Annotated in this window: 14 protein-coding genes; 7 read left to right on the top strand and 7 right to left on the bottom strand. The window is 66.7% G+C overall.

The features are described 5' to 3' along the window. Positions 1 to 12 precede the first annotated feature (12 nt). The 4 genes from BMX07_RS11095 to BMX07_RS11080 all read left to right on the top strand — a co-directional run bounded on the left by BMX07_RS11095 (position 13) and on the right by BMX07_RS11080 (position 4,685). On the top strand, positions 13 to 867 hold the full coding sequence (locus tag BMX07_RS11095; RefSeq protein WP_090617743.1) for a CBS domain-containing protein: 855 nt from the start codon (positions 13 to 15) through the stop codon (positions 865 to 867). Next, entirely contained in the window at positions 860 to 2,650 is a 1,791-nt protein-coding gene (gene glyS, locus BMX07_RS11090) for a glycine--tRNA ligase (protein ID WP_090617741.1), read from the top strand. Before BMX07_RS11095 ends, glyS begins: the two co-directional genes overlap by 8 nt. Positions 2,651 to 2,795: 145 nt before the next feature. Continuing rightward, entirely contained in the window at positions 2,796 to 3,386 is a 591-nt protein-coding gene (locus BMX07_RS11085; protein WP_090617737.1) for a diacylglycerol/polyprenol kinase family protein, read from the top strand. Positions 3,387 to 3,464: 78 nt separating this feature from the next. Next, entirely contained in the window at positions 3,465 to 4,685 is a 1,221-nt protein-coding gene (locus tag BMX07_RS11080; protein ID WP_090617735.1) for an MFS transporter, read from the top strand. 31 nt (positions 4,686 to 4,716) lie between these two features. Here BMX07_RS11080 and BMX07_RS11075 read toward each other — a convergent pair whose 3' ends face one another. Continuing rightward, positions 4,717 to 5,217, bottom strand: coding sequence for a TspO/MBR family protein (locus BMX07_RS11075; RefSeq protein WP_090617733.1), 501 nt, complete (start codon positions 5,215 to 5,217; stop codon positions 4,717 to 4,719). A gap of 130 nt (positions 5,218 to 5,347) precedes the next feature. Between BMX07_RS11075 and BMX07_RS11070 the strand changes: the two genes are divergently transcribed. Then, positions 5,348 to 7,810: a DEAD/DEAH box helicase gene (locus BMX07_RS11070; RefSeq protein ID WP_090617732.1), complete on the top strand. Its 2,463-nt coding sequence runs from the start codon at positions 5,348 to 5,350 to the stop codon at positions 7,808 to 7,810. Between the two features lie 12 nt (positions 7,811 to 7,822). Here the strand turns inward: BMX07_RS11070 and BMX07_RS11065 are convergent, their stop codons facing one another. From BMX07_RS11065 to BMX07_RS11050, 4 genes are all read right to left on the bottom strand, one after another. Continuing rightward, positions 7,823 to 8,680, bottom strand: a complete 858-nt coding sequence (locus BMX07_RS11065) for a phosphatase PAP2 family protein (protein ID WP_090617731.1) — start codon at positions 8,678 to 8,680, stop codon at positions 7,823 to 7,825. 255 nt (positions 8,681 to 8,935) lie between these two features. After that, on the bottom strand, positions 8,936 to 9,712 hold the full coding sequence (locus tag BMX07_RS11060; protein WP_090617729.1) for an Sjogren's syndrome/scleroderma autoantigen 1 family protein: 777 nt from the start codon (positions 9,710 to 9,712) through the stop codon (positions 8,936 to 8,938). Between the two features lie 92 nt (positions 9,713 to 9,804). Beyond that, complete coding sequence (locus BMX07_RS11055; RefSeq protein ID WP_090617727.1) at positions 9,805 to 10,233, bottom strand: GNAT family N-acetyltransferase; 429 nt, start codon at positions 10,231 to 10,233, stop codon at positions 9,805 to 9,807. Positions 10,234 to 10,301: 68 nt separating this feature from the next. Then, positions 10,302 to 10,766 (bottom strand): TIGR00725 family protein, encoded by a 465-nt coding sequence (locus BMX07_RS11050; RefSeq protein ID WP_090618427.1) that lies wholly within the window; start codon positions 10,764 to 10,766, stop codon positions 10,302 to 10,304. Between the two features lie 138 nt (positions 10,767 to 10,904). Between BMX07_RS11050 and mdh the strand changes: the two genes are divergently transcribed. Continuing rightward, positions 10,905 to 11,819: a malate dehydrogenase gene (gene mdh / locus BMX07_RS11045; RefSeq protein ID WP_090617725.1), complete on the top strand. Its 915-nt coding sequence runs from the start codon at positions 10,905 to 10,907 to the stop codon at positions 11,817 to 11,819. Positions 11,820 to 11,999: 180 nt separating this feature from the next. Here the strand turns inward: mdh and BMX07_RS25640 are convergent, their stop codons facing one another. Continuing rightward, a complete protein-coding gene (locus BMX07_RS25640; RefSeq protein WP_139210861.1) occupies positions 12,000 to 13,292 on the bottom strand; it encodes a carbohydrate-binding protein in 1,293 nt (430 codons plus the stop codon). A gap of 423 nt (positions 13,293 to 13,715) precedes the next feature. On the opposite strand from BMX07_RS25640, the gene BMX07_RS11035 reads away from it, so the two are divergent. Next, positions 13,716 to 14,771 carry a hypothetical protein gene (locus tag BMX07_RS11035; RefSeq protein WP_090617721.1) on the top strand — a complete coding sequence of 352 codons (1,056 nt, stop codon included), beginning with the start codon at positions 13,716 to 13,718 and terminating at the stop codon, positions 14,769 to 14,771. Positions 14,772 to 14,869: 98 nt separating this feature from the next. On the opposite strand, the gene BMX07_RS11030 is transcribed toward BMX07_RS11035, so the two are convergent. After that, complete coding sequence (locus BMX07_RS11030; protein ID WP_090617719.1) at positions 14,870 to 16,291, bottom strand: cytochrome P450; 1,422 nt, start codon at positions 16,289 to 16,291, stop codon at positions 14,870 to 14,872. Between the last annotated feature and the right edge of the window lie 64 nt (positions 16,292 to 16,355).

The following is a 16,355-nucleotide window of genomic DNA, read 5'->3' as shown; positions in this document are numbered from 1 at the left end:
TATCGAGGAAATATGAACGTAGCCGACGCGATGACGCCTCGCGAGGACGTGGTGACCGCCGATCTACCGGGGACCCGCTCGGACGTGCTCGAGTACCTCCAGGAACGATCGTTCTCGTCCGTGCCGGTCGTCAAACCGACCGACAACGGGCCGGAGTACCGGGGACTGATCTCCCGGGAGACGCTCATCGACCAGCCCGACGAGGACCAGCTCGTCATGCTGATGCAAGAGGACCTCCCGACGACGACCGCCGAGACCGCGCTCGAGGACGTCGCGCGAACGATGGTCGAGGAGGGCGCACGTCGGGTGCCCGTGGTGGACGGCGAGTTCGAGGGGATCGTCACCGTGACGGACGTGATCCACGCGATCGCGACGGGCGATCAGGCGGCGGCGGGGACCGTCGGGGAGTACGCGAGCGAGAACGTGAACACGACCTACGAGGGTGCGCCGCTGCCGGTCGCCGAGCGCGAGCTGTCCTACGCGAACGTCCCCTACACCGTGGCGCTGGACGACGACGGGGAGATGTGCGGTATCCTCACCGAGGTCGACATCATCGACGTCGCCCGCATCGTCGAGGGTGAGGAGGAGACCGGCGACAACTTCGGCGACCAGGACGACGAGTGGTCCTGGGAAGGGATCAAGGCCGTCGGCAGCCGCTACCTCCCGACGCGAGATATCGAGATTCCGGCAGAGTCCGTCGGCGAATTCATGAGCGACGACGTGGTGACGGTCTCGGTGAGTACCGCGGTTCAGGAGGCCGCACAGCGGATGATCAGCAACGACATCGAACAGATTCCGATGGTAACCGGCGAGCAGCTGGTCGGTATCGTCCGCGACGTCGATCTCCTGGAGGCGCTCTATGAGTGAGCAAGACCACGCGGAGACGGCCGCGAACGAACCGGACGCGACGAGCGAGAAACTGGTCGAACTGGCCAAGCGACGGGGCTACTTCTTCCAGTCTTCGGGCGCTTACGGCGGCGTCGGCGGCTTCTACACCTTCGGACCGCAGGGCGCGGCGCTGAAGGGCAACGTCGAGGACGCCTGGCGCGATCGCTTCGCGGTCGCGGAGGGCAACATGGAGATCGACGCACCGACGATCATGCCCGAACCCGTCTTCGAAGCGTCGGGCCACCTCGAGGGCTTCGACGACATGCTCGTCGAGTGCCCGGAGTGCGGCGAGAGTCACCGAGCCGACCACGTGGTCGAGGACGACACCGAGTACGAGGACGCGGAGAGCCTCCCGATTCCCGAGGTGGAGGAGGTCATCGCCGAGTACGAACTGGTCTGCCCGTCGTGCGGTGCGGGGCTGGCCGGTCAGGCCGTCGAGGCCTTCAACCTCATGTTCGCGACGAACATCGGCCCCGGCGACTCCCAACCGGGCTACCTGCGCCCCGAGACCGCGCAGGGTATCTTCGTCGAGTTCCCCCGCCTGAAGGAGTACGCGCGCAACCGGCTTCCGTTCGGCGTGACCCAGATCGGCCGCGCCTACCGCAACGAGATCAGCCCCCGGCGCTCGATCATCCGCACCCGCGAGTTCACGCAGGCCGAACTCGAGTACTTCATCGATCCCGAGGAGAACGAGCCGGCCCTCGAGCAGGTCGCGGACGTCGAGGTGACGCTCTATCCCGCGAGCGAGCAGAACGCCGAGGACGGTACCGAGATCGAGACGACGATCGGTGCGGCCGTCGACGACGGAACCATCACCAGTCCGTGGGTCGCGTACTTCCTCGGCGTCGCCAAGCCCTGGTACGACGCCGTCGGCGTCGACATGGACCGGTTCCGGTTCCGTCAGCATCTCTCGGGCGAACGCGCCCACTACGCGGCCGACTGCTGGGACGCGGAGAGCGAAATCGACGGCAACTGGATCGAGATGGCCGGCTTCGCCTACCGGAGCGATTACGACCTTTCGAAGCACGCCGAACACTCCGGCGACCGGTTTACGATCTTCAAGCAGTACGACGAACCCAAGACCGTCGAGCGCGCCACCGTCGATCCCGACATGAGCTACCTCGGGCCGGAGTTCGGCGGCGACGCGCAGGCCGTCGTCCAGAAACTCGAGGAGCTCGCAGCCCGCGAGCGGTCGGCGTTCGACGGGGACAGCGTCGAGATCGACCTCGAGGGCGAGACCCACGAAATTCCCGTCGACAAGACCGACTTTTCGGTCGAGGAGCAGACGGAGGCAGGCGAGCACATCGTCCCGCACGTGATCGAACCCTCCTTCGGCGTGGACCGGCTGGTCTACACCGTCCTCCACCACGCCTACCGCGAGGACGAGGTCGCCGGCGAGGAGCGCACCTTCCTCGAGCTCGAGCCGGAAGTCGCGCCCACGTTCGTCGGCGTGTTCCCGCTGCAAAACGACGACGACCTCGAGGACGAAGCGCGGGAGATCGCCGCGGACCTCCGCGAAGCCGGCCTGTCGGTCACCTACGACGACTCGGGCAACATCGGCCGGCGCTACCGCCGACAGGACGAGGTCGGGACCCCGTTCTGCGTGACGGTCGACTACGAGACGCTCGAGGACGAGGCGACGACGGTCACGGTCCGCGAGCGGGACACGACCGACCAGAAGCGACTCCCCGCCGCGGCGCTGCCGGAGACGCTGTCGGCGATCCGCGCCGGCGACCGCGAGTTCGAGGACCTCGAGGAGTAAGCGACGCGACCGACCGGAATCGAACGGAGACGCCCGACGACGTGGCGGGAATCGATATCGATCGCGTTCCGTCCTTTAAATAATATATAGGTATCGGGAGAACTAACCGACGGACTGAAGGTCACCTCCCCCGAGGCACGAAGTGATGGCCGACGAACTGAAGCGGCGACTCGTCCACGCCAGCGGCTCCGGGCTAGTCGCCCTCTACTTGCTCGCGGACGCTCTCGATCTCGGGCTCACGTGGGGCCGGTTCAAGATTTTCATGGTCGTTCTGGCGACCGGCACGCTCATCCTCGAGTTCATCCGGCTCCAGATCGGACTCGACTGGCGGCTCTACGACGTGCTCACGCGCGAGTACGAACAGGACAACCCTGCCGGCTACGCGCTGTACATGATCAGCATGGCCGCCGTCGTCGTGGTCTTCCAGCAGGACATCGCCCTCCCCGCGATGTTGATGCTCTCGCTGGGCGATCCGATCAGCGGGGCCGTCTCGGACAACAGCCTCCAGCGAGTCAAGCCGCCGAAGGTCCTCGTCACGATGTTTCTCGTCTCGACGGCGATCGCGATCCCCTTCATGGGACTCGTGGCCGGGATGGCCGCCGCGCTGGGCGCGACGCTGGCCGACGGCGTGACCCTCGAGATCCGCACCTACATCGTCGACGACAACCTGACCATCCCGATCTACGCCGCCTGTCTGGCGTATCTGGCCCTCGAGTTCGGACCGATTCCGGCGTAGCGTGCGGTTCCGGTAACGGCAAAGCCGTACCGTTCTGGGCCGCTCAAGGCCGTCCCCGACGAAGGGGCGAAGCGAACCGTGTCGTTGCTCGAAGCGCGGACCCGTCTGGCGACCGTGCGGACCTTCCTGACGGACGGCCGCGGCGAGATTCTGGTCGCCGTCGCCGCCGGCTGGTTCCTCTCGATCGGCGTCCGCCTCGCGTACCCCGTCCTGCTCCCCTTTCTCCGGCGGGCCTACGGCCTCGACCTGACGACGGCCGGCTTCTTGCTGACCGCCCTCTGGCTCTGCTACGCGCTGGGCCAGCTCCCGGGCGGGTTGCTCGCCGACCGGTTCGGCGAGGGGAACGTCCTCGTCGCGAGCACGGTGATCTCCGCGGTGACCCTCGGTCTCGTCGCCGTCGCCGGCTCCGCGCCCGTGGTGTACGTCGCGACGGCCGCGTTCGGGTTCGGAACGGCGCTGTACGGCGTCGCCCGCTTTACGACGCTCTCGGATACCTACCCCGACAACGACGGCACCGCGATCGGCGTGACGATGGCCGCCGGGCAGGCGGGTAACACGCTCCTCCCCCTCGCGGCCGGCGGCATCGCCTCGGCCTACGCCTGGCAGTACGGCTTCGGCCTCGCGGTGCCGGCCTTCGCCGTCGTCGCGATCGGGCTTCGACTGGTCGTCCCCGCGCGCACCTCGAGCACGGAGAGCGCCGTCGACAACGTCTCGCTCGAGACGGTCCGCTACGTCGGCTCGGAGTTGCGCCGACCCGAGATCGTCACCGTGACCGCGATCCAGGTCCTGACCTACTGCGTCTGGCAGGCGTTTACGGGCTTCTACCCGACCTACCTGATCCAGATCAAGGGCTTCTCCGAGGGGGTCGCCGCCGGCCTGTTCAGCGCCTTCTTCGCGATGGGAATCGTCGTCCAGCCGCTGACGGGCCGGCTGTACGACCGGTTCGGGATCCGGAAGTCGCTCCCGCCCGTGCTGGGGATCGTCGTCCTCTCGCTGCTCGCGCTACCGGTGCTCGAGGGGTTTTGGCCGATCGTCGTCGGGACCGTCTTCCTCTCGAGCATCCTCGGCTACGGCACGATCACGCTGCCGTACATGACCACGGCGTTCCCGGCGGACATGCAGGGGACGGGGCTGGGTTTCCTGCGGACCGTCTACATGACGATCGGGGCGTTGAGTCCGGTTCTGTTCGGTGCGCTCGCCGATCGCGGGTTCTTCGACGAGGCCTACCTCATGTTGGCCGGGTTCGTCGCCGTCGCAGTGGTGCTAACGTGGTGGCTCCCCCCACTCGACGAGCAGTAACCGAGTTTCGAGAACGGGATCGACGCGTCGCTCAGGCGTTCAATCGCCAGAGTTCGTAATTGAGGACGGCCGCGAACGTCACCCACGCGAGGTAGGGAACCAGCAACGCCGCCGCACGGCGGTCGACCCGTCGAAACGCGACGACGGTTCCGGCGACGAACGCCCACAGCGCGAGGATGATCCCCAGCGCGACCAGCGGTGCCTCGAGCCCGAAGAACGCGGGCGTCCAGGCGACGTTCAACGACATCTGCCCGACGAACAGCCCCAGCGCGAGGCGACGACCGTCGGCGTCGCTGCGCCAGACGAGCCACAGCGCGACGCCCAGCAGGGAAAACAGCAGCGTCCAGACGACCGGGAACGCGATCGTGGGCGGGTACAGCCACGGCTTCTCGAGCGACCGAAACCACGGTGTGTCGGGCGAGAAGAAGACGCTCGGGAGCGCACCGACGAGGTTGACCAGCAGGACGAAGCCGAGCGCAGTGAGGATCGATCCGGCGTCCGGGAGGCGGTGAGCGAGCGTTCGGGTTTCCATACGGCTCCTACGTCACCGACGGACGTATACTATCGTCCCGCCGCGACCCGGTAGCGCCGCTCGCCGACCCCGAGACCACTTTCACCGCGGTACGGGAACCCTTATTCGCGACGCCGATGAACGGCCGGTAATGGCTACGACGGACGAGGATATCGCTTCTATCGAGCACCCCCTCCTCGAGCCCGACTTTCTCGAACGGCGACTCTACCAGCTGAAACTCGCGGGGACGGCCGCGAACCACCACACGCTCGTCTGTCTCCCGACCGGGCTGGGGAAGACGACGGTGAGCCTGCTCGTGACGGCGCGGCGGCTCGACGAGGTTGGCGGCAAATCCCTGATGCTCGCCCCCACCAAGCCCCTCGTCCAGCAACACGCGGACTTCTACCGGGACGCCCTGCAGATCCCCGACGAGGAGATCGTCGTCTTCACCGGAGACGTGAGCCCGGACGATCGCGCCGAGGCGTGGGCGTCGGCGACCGTCGTGATGGCGACGCCGCAGGTGATCGAGAACGACCTCGTCGGGAGCCGGATCTCGCTCGCCGACGTCTCCCACATCACCTTCGACGAGTGTCACCGCGCGACCGGCGACTACGCCTACAACTACATCGCCGAGCGCTACCACGCCGACGCCCGGCAGCCCCTCGTGACGGGCATGTCGGCCTCTCCCGGCGGCGACGAGGAGGCCATCCTCGAGGTCTGCGAGAACCTCGGAATCGACGAGGTCGAGGTGATGACCGACGAGGACGCCGACGTCGACGAGTTCACCCACGAGACCGACGTCGAGTGGGAACGGATCGACCTCCCCGACGAGGTCCTCGAGATCCGGGACGCCTTGAACGAGGTCATCAAAGAGCGCCTCGAGAAGCTGAAGGAGCTCGGCGTCGCGAGCTCGACCCAGCCCGACCAGTCCCAGAAGGACCTGAACAGGATGCGGGCCGAGCTCCAGGAGCTGATCAACAACGACCAGTCGGAGGGGTTCGAGGGGATGTCGATCCACGCCGAGGTGATGAAGCTCCGGCAGGCCGTCACGCTGGTCGAGACCCAGAGCGTCGAGGCGCTCCGTCGCTACTTCGAGCGCCAGCGCAATCAGGCTCGCTCGTCGGGCGCGTCGAAGGCGAGCCAGCGGATGGTCTCCAATCCGCGCGTGCGCGAGGCGATGCGGAAAGCCGAGAGCTTCGACGAGATCCACCCGAAGTACAGCAAAGCCCGCATGCTGCTCGCCGAGACCCTGGGACTCGAGGGCGGCGAGCGGGTGATCGTCTTCACCGAGTCCCGCGACACGGCGGAGGCGCTGACGGACTTTCTCTCCGAGAGCTTCGAGGCGAAGCGGTTCGTCGGACAGGGCGACCGCGAGGGCTCCGACGGGATGACCCAGAAACAGCAACAGGCGGTCTTGGACGAGTTCCGCGCGGGCGAGTTCGAGGTCCTCGTCTCCACCTCCGTGGCCGAGGAGGGGCTGGACGTGCCGGAGGTCGACCTCGTGCTCTTCTACGAACCCGTGCCGACGGCGATCCGCTCGATCCAGCGGAAGGGGCGGACCGGACGCCAGACCGAGGGACGGGTCGTCGTCCTCATGGCGGAGGACACCCGCGACGAGGCCTACTTCTGGATCTCGCGTCGACGCGAGAAGGAGATGGAAAACGAACTGCGCGAACTGAAAGGACTGGCCCCCGAAATCGCCGAGGAACTCGACGACTCACAGCAGTCACTGGCCGATTTCGAGGGGGCGGGCGAGGGCGGAGTGAAAGTAGACGGGGACGACGGAAACACCGACGCCGTCGGCGATTCCTCCAGCGGAAGCGAGGGGGTTGCAGCGGGGCCGGGACTGCAGGAATTCGGAGAAAACAACTCGGAAACGGGTAGTGATCGGAAAACTGGAGGCGAGGCGGACGAAATCGAGGAGGACGTCGACACCCCCGAGCCACACGCCGACGGCGAAACCGTTGCGGTCGTCGCCGACCAGCGGGAGATGGACGCGAACATCGCCCGCGACCTCTCCCGGCGCGAGGAGATGGACGTACGCCTCGAAACGCTCGACGTCGGCGACTACGTCTGCTCGGACCGGGTCGTCGTCGAACGGAAGTCCGTCGCCGACTTCGTCGACTCGCTGGTCGGCGGCGACCGATCGGTCTTCGAGCAGGTCGGCGCGATGGCCCGCCACTACTCACGGCCGATCGTGATCGTGGAGGGCGAGGGACTGTACGAACAGCGGGACGTCCACCCGAACGCGGTCCGTGGCGCGCTCTCGAGTCTCGCCGTCGACTTCGGTGCGAGCGTTCTGCGAACCGAGAGCGAGGCCGATACGACCGAGCTACTGGCGGTGATCGCCGGCCGTGAACAGTCGACCGCCGATCGAGAGGTCTCGGTCCACGGCGAGAAGGGCAGCAAGACCCTGAGCGAACAGCAGGAGTACGTCGTCGCATCGATCGCCGAAATCGGCCCCGTCACCGCGCGATCCCTGCTCGAGGAGTTCGGGACGGTCGAGGGGGTGATGATCGCGACGGAAGACGAGTTACAGGCGGCCGACGGCGTCGGCAAGGTAACCGCCGAGCGGATTCGAGAGGTCGTCGGCAGCGACTACACGGGCACCTAGCCGCCGGACGGTTCAGTCGCTCGCGTCGGACGCGATCCCGTCCTCGCGATCGTCCGGAACGGAAACCCGACCGGTGTCGCCTTCCGCCCGATCGACGAGCCACTCGGCGGCGAAGACGCTTCCGACGCCGAGCGCGACGCCGGCGATGACGTCGATCAACCAGTGGATTCCCAGATACATCGTGGAGAAGACCACGCAAGCGGTCACGAACGACGCGATCGGGAACCACCGCGGGTGCTCCCGGCGCGACCGCCAGGCGAGCAGCATGACGACGACAGACAGCGACGTGTGCAGCGAGGGGAACACGTTCGTGTTCGCCGAGACTGCTGCCGTCATCTCCTGGGTTTGGGGGTAGAACGAGTACATCAGTCCGTCGACGGACGACAGGTGGTTACGCGGTCCGTAGACGACAAACAGCGTGTAGAAGAGCGATCCGATCAGGTAATTCAGCAGGTACGCGACGAGGAGTTCCTTGAGATGGCGCTGGGACGGCAACAGGAAGTAGAGGATCGGCGCGGTCACCAGCAGGTACGGGAACCCGAACATGTACATCGCCGAGAAGAACTCCAGCGTGGCCTGGGGGACGACGGTCTGGAGGAACGCGACGAACTCCCCTTCGAGCGCGTATATTTCCGCGGTGAGGTCCCAGTCGAGGGCGCGCGAGAGCCGTAAACTGTGCCCGTGCGTCGCTCGTTTCGCCAGGAAGAACACCCCCGTTACGGCGAGATACGGGGAGATTTCGACGAAACGGTGATCAAGTTCGGCCGCCGTTCGACTGATGGCGGTCCGATCGAGACAGATCGCACAGGTTCCGACGAGTCCGCTGCAGACGACGAGTACCGTAAGCAGGACGACGAATCCGAGTGCCATTGTTGGGTGTTGTGAGTCCGTTGCTTCACGAGGGGACGGGCCTGGGAACGCGGAGGGCGAACGACGATACCCGTAGATCGGCGCACGCAGCCGCCGATCCATCCCCCTCGTAAAGTCTTAATCAATGATGTGAACGCACCAAATATATATCTATTGATAGATGATTCGTCTCCGGATCGGTCGACCGGACGACGGCTCACGACGGTTCGAGGGCGCGGAACGCGAGTTCGCGAGCGGTGCAGCGTCGCGAGCCCGTTAGCGCAAGCTCGACAGCGCCTCACCGGCTTCGTGGGCCGCCTCGAGACACTCCGTCGCGTAGCGGGGGTCGTCCGTCGCGGCGGCTTTTTTCGCGAACGTCTCGAGAGACCGGACGAGCGCGTCGCGGGCAGCCTCGAGGTCGCCGTCGACCGACGGGCTCGTTACGGGGGCGTGCCGGGACGGCTCGGATTCCGACGGGCGGTCGCCGGACGCGGGAGAGCGGCCGCGATCGGCTGCGGCAGCGTCGGTCCGTGACGACTCCGGTCGCTCGGCTCGCGTCGGCGAGGGCCTCGAGTGAGGCTGGGGATCGTCGGCCGACGCGCTCGGGGCCGTTCCCGCGTCCCGGCCTTGCTGGCCGTCGGGTCGACCGGCGGTCGAGGTCTCGGCGTTCGCGTCCGATTCGGCTGCGGTCGAGCCGGCGGTCTCGTCGGTGGCGTCCGCGGTCGACGCCGCCGCGTCGACACCGGTTCGGTCGGCATCGGTCCGCTCAGCACCGGTATCGGCGTTCGCGTCGGCGGTAGCCCCGTCCTCGGCCGGCTGCGCCTCGAGGTCCGTCCCCTCTACGGCGTCGGGATTGCCGTGACAGCTGGGGCAGAACGTCGTCCCGTTCTGCTGGAAGAGCGGGTCGCCACACGTCCCGCAGTGGGCGTTCGTCATCGTCGCGCCCTTGAGCAACAGGTCGCTCATCCGCTGGGTCGCCTTCCGCTCCTCCTTGTCCTGTTCGTACTTCTCCCGGAGTTTCTCGCGTTCGGCTTCCTTGTCGAAGTCGCTCATACTGGTCTAGAGACGCCGGACCGTCGAAAAAGCTGCGAAGGAAGTACCGACGCTGAGAACGCTCGAGTACACGCGGGTCGAGTCGCCGACCGCTACTCGGTCCGCCGGTACATCCCCTTCGAGGCGGGGCGGGTCTCCTCGAAGCCGAATCGTTCGTAGAAGCCGTCGACGTCGGCAAGCAGGTTCACGTACGCCTGCGGCGGGGTCTCGTCCTCGATGTAGGCCTCGAGCGCGCTCATGATTCGCGTGCCGAGCCCTCGATCCTGGTGATCCGGGTGGACGGCCATATCGGAGATCTGGTAGACGGTCCCGCCGTCCCCGACGATGCGGCCCATTCCGACGACGTCGTCGGTCGGGGTGTGGACCGCGACGACGCCGTACAGCGAATTCGGCAGACCGCGTTCGATTCCCTCGAGCGACCGCGGTGTCATTCCCGCGGCCTCGCGCAACGCGGCGAAGGTCTCGGGGTCGGGGAGTTCCTCGCGGACGGTGTACGGATCGGCGGGAGTCGAATCAGCCATAGGCGAACCGAGACGCGCCGCGAAAATGATGGTTCCGGGACCGATCCCGACGCGACGGTCCGGGGGCGTCAGGATCGGCGCTCGAGGGCGGCTTCGACCGCATCGACGGCTTCCGACGGCGTGTCGACGGTCTCGAGGTCGATCCCGAGTGCGGAGACGTCGTGGGTCTCGAGGCCGACGACGGGTCGGTCGTAGATGCCGGCGAAGCCGATCTCCGAGAGGGTGCCGACGCCGCCGGTGAGCGCGACGACCGCGTCGCCGTTCAGTGGAACGAGCGCGTTCCGGGCGTGGCCCAGGCCGGTCGCGACGGGGACGTCGACGTAGTCGTTCGCGGCGTCGGCGCGGTCGCCGGGGAGGATCCCGATCGTGGTCCCGCCCTCGCGTTTCGCCCCGCGACAGACCGCTTCCATCGTCCCGCCGCGACCGCCGCAGACGACCGTGTGGCTGCGGGCGGCGAGTTCGCGCCCGACCGCCTCGGCGCGGGCCGCCTGTTCGTCCGTGATCGTTCCGCCGCCGATGACGCTGACGCGCATACCCGAGTGGCCGCGGTCGTCGAATATGATCGGTTCGGTCTCGAGACGATTTCGGCGCGAGGGCGGCCGTCGGCACATATATACGAATTCGGACATTTCGACGGATTTAACGCGCGGGGCGGGGTAGCAGTACGTGGTATGACGAAAGTTAGCGTGGTCGGGGCGGCCGGGACGGTCGGGGCCGCTGCGGGCTACAACATCGCGCTTCGGGACGTTGCGGACGAGCTCGTCTTCGTGGACATTCCGGACAAGGAAGACGACACGATCGGACAGGCCGCAGACGCCAACCACGGCGCGGCCTACGACGCGAACACGACGATCCGACAGGGAGGGTACGAGGACACCGCGGGGTCGGACGTCGTCGTCATCACGGCGGGTATCCCGCGTCAGCCGGGACAGACCCGGATCGATCTGGCGGGGGACAACGCGCCCATCATGGAGGACATCGTGTCCTCGCTGGCCGAGCACAACGACGACTTCGTCACCGTCACCACCTCGAACCCCGTCGATCTGTTGAACCGGCACCTCTACGAAACCGGTGACCGCGCCCGCGAGAAGGTGATCGGCTTCGGCGGCCGGCTCGATTCCGCCCGATTCCGGTACGTCATCTCGCAGCGCTTCGACGTCCCCGTCCGAAACGTCGAGGCCACCATCCTCGGCGAGCACGGCGACGCCCAGGTCCCCGTCTTCTCCAAAGTGCGGGTGAACGGCCGGGACCCCGAGTTCGACGAGGACGAAAAGGAGGAACTGCTCGAGGAGCTCCAGACCTCGGCGATGAACGTCATCGAGAAGAAGGGCGCGACCCAGTGGGGGCCGGCGACCGGCGTCGGCCACATGGTCGAGGCCATCCTGCGCGATACCGGTGAAGTGCTTCCCGCGAGCGTCACACTCGAGGGCGAGTACGGACACGAGGACACCGCCTTCGGCGTGCCGGTCAGGCTCGGTGCCGACGGCGTCGAGGAGATCGTCGAGTGGGACCTCACCGAGTACGAGCGCAACCAGCTCGGCGAGGCCGCCGAGAAGCTCTCGGATCAGTACGACGAAATCTCGTAAGCGGTCGACACCGGTTCCGGCTGTGCGGCGCGGACAGCACCGAAACCGCGTCGCCGCTGCGAATCGATCCGCGATCGACCCTCCAGCCGCCCACTGCAACCAGATATCCCCAACCTGCGACGCAAACGGAAGCCGAGACGATCCGGTTCGTCTCGAGCGCCGACGATACCGACGGGCTGACTACTCGACCGGCTGCCAGACGTACCAGTCTTCGTTCCGTGGCTCCTGATTCTGGGTCCACCACTGGGCCTCCCAGACGGTGCCGTCGTGGGTGACTCGATCGCCGTCCGTATAGACCGGCTTCGGGTCCCAGGCCGGGTACGAACCACACCCATCGTCGGAGTCGCCCTGGTCGTCGGAACCGTCCTGGTCGTCACCGGAACCGTCCTGGCCGTCGCCGGAACCGCCCTGGTCGTCGTCGGAACCGCCCTGGTCGTCGTCGGAATCGTCCTGGTCGTCGTCGGAACCGTCCTGGTCGTCGTCGGAACCGCCCTGGTCGTCGTCGGAACCGTCCTGGCCGTCGGAGCCACTCGAGTACGTCTGTCCGTTGATCGTGACGTCGAACGTGTTGTACGTGACGTCACCACTCGTACCGGCCCAGTACTCGGTGCCGAGTTCGATACCGCTGAGCAGAAGGTCGTCGCTCACACCGACCTCATCGGAGACGTACTCCATGATGGCCGTGAGATCGACCGTCCCCGAGGCGGACCCCTCGGCGAGTCTGAAGATATGAAAGTCCGCGTTGGTGCCGCCGCTGTCGTAGCTCACCCAGTGGTCGATAACGTTTCCATGGGCGTCCTCGATGGCACCCGGCTCGGCCGGCGGACCGTGCGTGTGCTCGTCGCCCCACTCGAGCACCAGCATGATCTCCTGAACGTGTGACCCACTCGGGTTCGGCTGGCCGTCCAGAAGCCACCACTCCTCGGCGAGGTTCCAGTTTTCGCCGGTAATCTCGAGGTCGACATCGTACGTCAACTCGAGTTCCGCGACCTCGCCGCGCGGAACGGGGAACGGATCAGCCCCGGTGTCAGTGCCCCACGGTTTCGTTCCGACGAGCGCCTGGGGGTAGTTGGGCTCGCCCTCGGTCGTCCTGGTGTCCCAGTCGAACCCGTACGTGCCGTCGTCGTTGGCCCAGATGCACATCTCGACGTCGCCGCCGGCCGCGTCGGTTCCCCAATCGTTGTTGATGAGCAGAAAGTCGCCGTCGCCGACGTCGATCGTATCGAACGAACCGCACGATCGGGTGTCGGTCGTCTGCGCGGCGACGGTGGTACCACAGAGGGCCGTCGCCGCCAGTGCGCTGGCGCCGACGTGCAGGAATCCGCGTCGAGAGCTGCGTCCTCGGGATGTGCGGTCCGATACGCGATCGCTACCGGAATCGGTCCGACGCTGACGGGAGGCAGACGGGGTGTCGGTGGGCTTCCCGAGCGGTTTCTCGTCTGTACTGTCGGTGGGTTGGGTCTTTCGGGTCACGTTTTCCACGTCCGTTCCGCCCGCCCGCGTCCTGCGGGGCAGACGGTTGCTCGATGCTACCGAACCGGGCGTGAAAAATAGAGAGTCGATAAGTACCCGACGACGAGACGGAACCGGTCGGAGAACAGTTGTCCATCGTGAAACTCGCGCGACTCGTTACTCGTCGACCGTCCCGCCCGCTCGCAGCGGCACGGGTCGTACGCCGTGCGAGGCCGACGACCCGCTACTCGAGGCGGCCTCGGACGGACGCCGACCGGGGGCGGGGATCGGCTCGAGTGCTGCGCGTAGAGTGCGACAGGCGTCCCGATCGAGCGGGGATTTCAGCCGCCGTCTGGATCAATTATATCTATAATTTATTACTATTTTTAGTATTTGAGAACGAGTATAGCGCATATATACTACGGAATAAAATAACCGATCGCAATGTCCGATGGAAGAAAACCGGTCGGACGGGATGCACAGCACGAATCGAACGAACCGCGGTTCGAGACTTCGGGCGGGTCGACCACCACGCGGCGTCGCGTTCTCGGCGGGATCGCCGCCGGCGTCGCCCTCGGTTCGGTCGTCGGGTCGGTCTCGGCCGAAGACAACATCGTCACCGGCCCGGTCGCCGAATTCGGAACCGAGACGGCCAGCCAGCCACAGCGTGCGTTCTGGCACGAGGTCGAGTTCGAGGAAGAATACGACGACCCCGTCGTCGTCATGAAGCCGCTGACTCACAACGGCCCCCACGAGTGTCATATCCGTCTCCGGAACGTCGCGTCCACGGGTTTCGAGTTCAAGATCGAGGAGTGGCTGTACCGCCCCGGGCGGCACGCCAACGAAGAGACGATGCACTGGGTCGTCATGGAGCGAGGCGTTCACACGCTTCCCGACGGCTCCCGGATCGTCGCCGGACACATGGACGGGATCGACCACGAGTGGCAAACGGCCTACTTCGGTCACGCGTTCGACGAAACGCCGGTCGTACTCGCCCAGCCCCAGACGTTCCGGAGCGAGTTCCCGATCGTCTCGCGGCAGCGAAACCTCGGGACGGCCAGCGTCGAGTGGCGGGTCCAGCGCGAACTGGCGGAACGCGAAGAACACCCGGCGGAGCGAATCGGTGCCATCGTGATGGAACCGGGAACCGCGTCGCTCTACGGGACGAGCTTCGAGATGGGAACGGTAGACGGCGTCGATCACACGCGGACGAGGGTCGGGTTCGATGGGACCTACCAGGAGCCGCGATTCATGGCCGACATGCAGACGTTCAACGACGACCAACCCGCGGGGCTGCGCTATTCGGATCTCCTGAGTAGCAGCGTCAGGGTGTTCGTCGAACAGGAACGGAGCGTGGAGGGCCGTCCCGTCGACGATCCCGAGACAGTGGGATACATGACGGTCGAAGGGGCGACGTCCGGATCGGCTGCTCTGTCGCGGTCGGAGGCCGCCGACGTGACCTCGCGATACGGGTCACGGGGGATTTCCACCGGCGAGTGAACAGGAGGCGGACGAAAACCCACTCGAGCCCCCGAGTGAGACGGTATCGGGGACGGCGAGTCCGCGACTCAGACGGCCACCGCCGCAGGCGTCGTCGGCTATCGTTTTCGAACGCGAACCGCGATTTCTCCGGGGTCGAGCGTGATCTCGACGGTGGGCTCGAGACGCTCGGTACCGCGATCGAACTCGACGCGGGGAGCGATCGTCGCGAGCGCGAGTGTGAGTTCCGTCATCGCAAACCGCATTCCGAGGCAGTGGCGGGGGCCGCCGCCGAACGGAAAATAGGCGTACTCGGGCCGGTCGGCGTCCATCGCGAGCGTCGGACTCTCGTCCCCGTCCGTGAGCCAGCGCTCGGGCCGAAACGCCGTCGGCTCCGGCCACCACCGCTCGTCCCGCTGAATGCCGTAGACCGAAAGCTGCAGCGTCGTCCCGCCCGGGACGTGATAGCCGCCCAACGTCGTCGCCTCGACCGGTTCGCGGTACAGGGCCATCACCGGCGGGTAGAGCCGCATCGCCTCTCTGGCGACGGCCTCCGTGTACTCGAGCGCGGGGAGATCGGCGAACGCCGGCTCCCGGTCGCCGAGGACGGTCTCGAGTTCGTGCTCGAGATCCGCTCGAATCGCGGGACTGCCGGCGAGCAGCCAGCACGCGAACGTGAGCGCCGTCGCGGTCGTCTCGTGGCCGGCGAACAGGAACGTGACGAGTTGATCCCGGACCTCGTCGGGAGAGAGCGGGGAGCCGTCCGGGTACTCGGCGCGGGCCAGCACCGAGAGGAGATCGTCGGTCGCCGCGTCCGTCACCCCGTCTCGCCCGCGTCGATCCGCGACCAGGTCGTCGACGAGTGCCTCGAGATCGGCCATCGTGGCCTCGTACTCGCGTTCGGTGGGCGTCGACAGCCACGAGGGCAGCACGGACTGGACGGCGAACTGTTGGGGAGAGGCGTACGCCGACAGCGCCTCGGTCGCTCGCCTGACCGTCACAGCGTGATCGTCGTCGAGCGAGCGGTCGAACAGCGTCCGCACGAGCACGCGGAGCGTGTACCGCGAGAGCGCCTGCGAGAGGTCGACCCACTCACCGTCGTCCCAGTCGTCGACCAGCGCCGCCGCTTCGGCGACCATGTCGTCGGCATACGACCGAATCCGATCCGGGGTGAACGACGACTGCAACAGTTGCCGCTGGCGACGCCACCGCTCGCCCTCGGTGAACGCCACGCCGTCGGGGGCGATGAGTTCCCCGAACCCAATCTCGAACTCGCCCTTCCGGAACTCGTCGGCTCGCGAGACGAGCACTGTCTCGACGATATCGGGATCGAAGACGGCCGCGAACTCGGTGCCGAACGCCTCGTAGGCGACGACGTCACCGTACTCCCTGACTGACTCGGCGAACCCGAGCGGGTCGCGGGCGATCGACAGCGTACTCCCGAGCAACGGGAGTCCGCGGGGTCCCGGCGGCAGGTCGTCGCCCGGTCGATCGGTCTCCGCGGTCGAGCCGTCGGTCCGTCGCGAGTGCGTCTCGGACATACGAGAACGTAGCGCGGGAGCGACGGTCGGCGTTCGCCCGAAGCTATGAACTTCTTTATACTGG

The organism is Natrinema salaciae, assembly GCF_900110865.1.
GTDB lineage: Archaea > Halobacteriota > Halobacteria > Halobacteriales > Natrialbaceae > Natrinema > Natrinema salaciae.
This window is presented reverse-complemented; position numbering and strand designations above follow the sequence as displayed.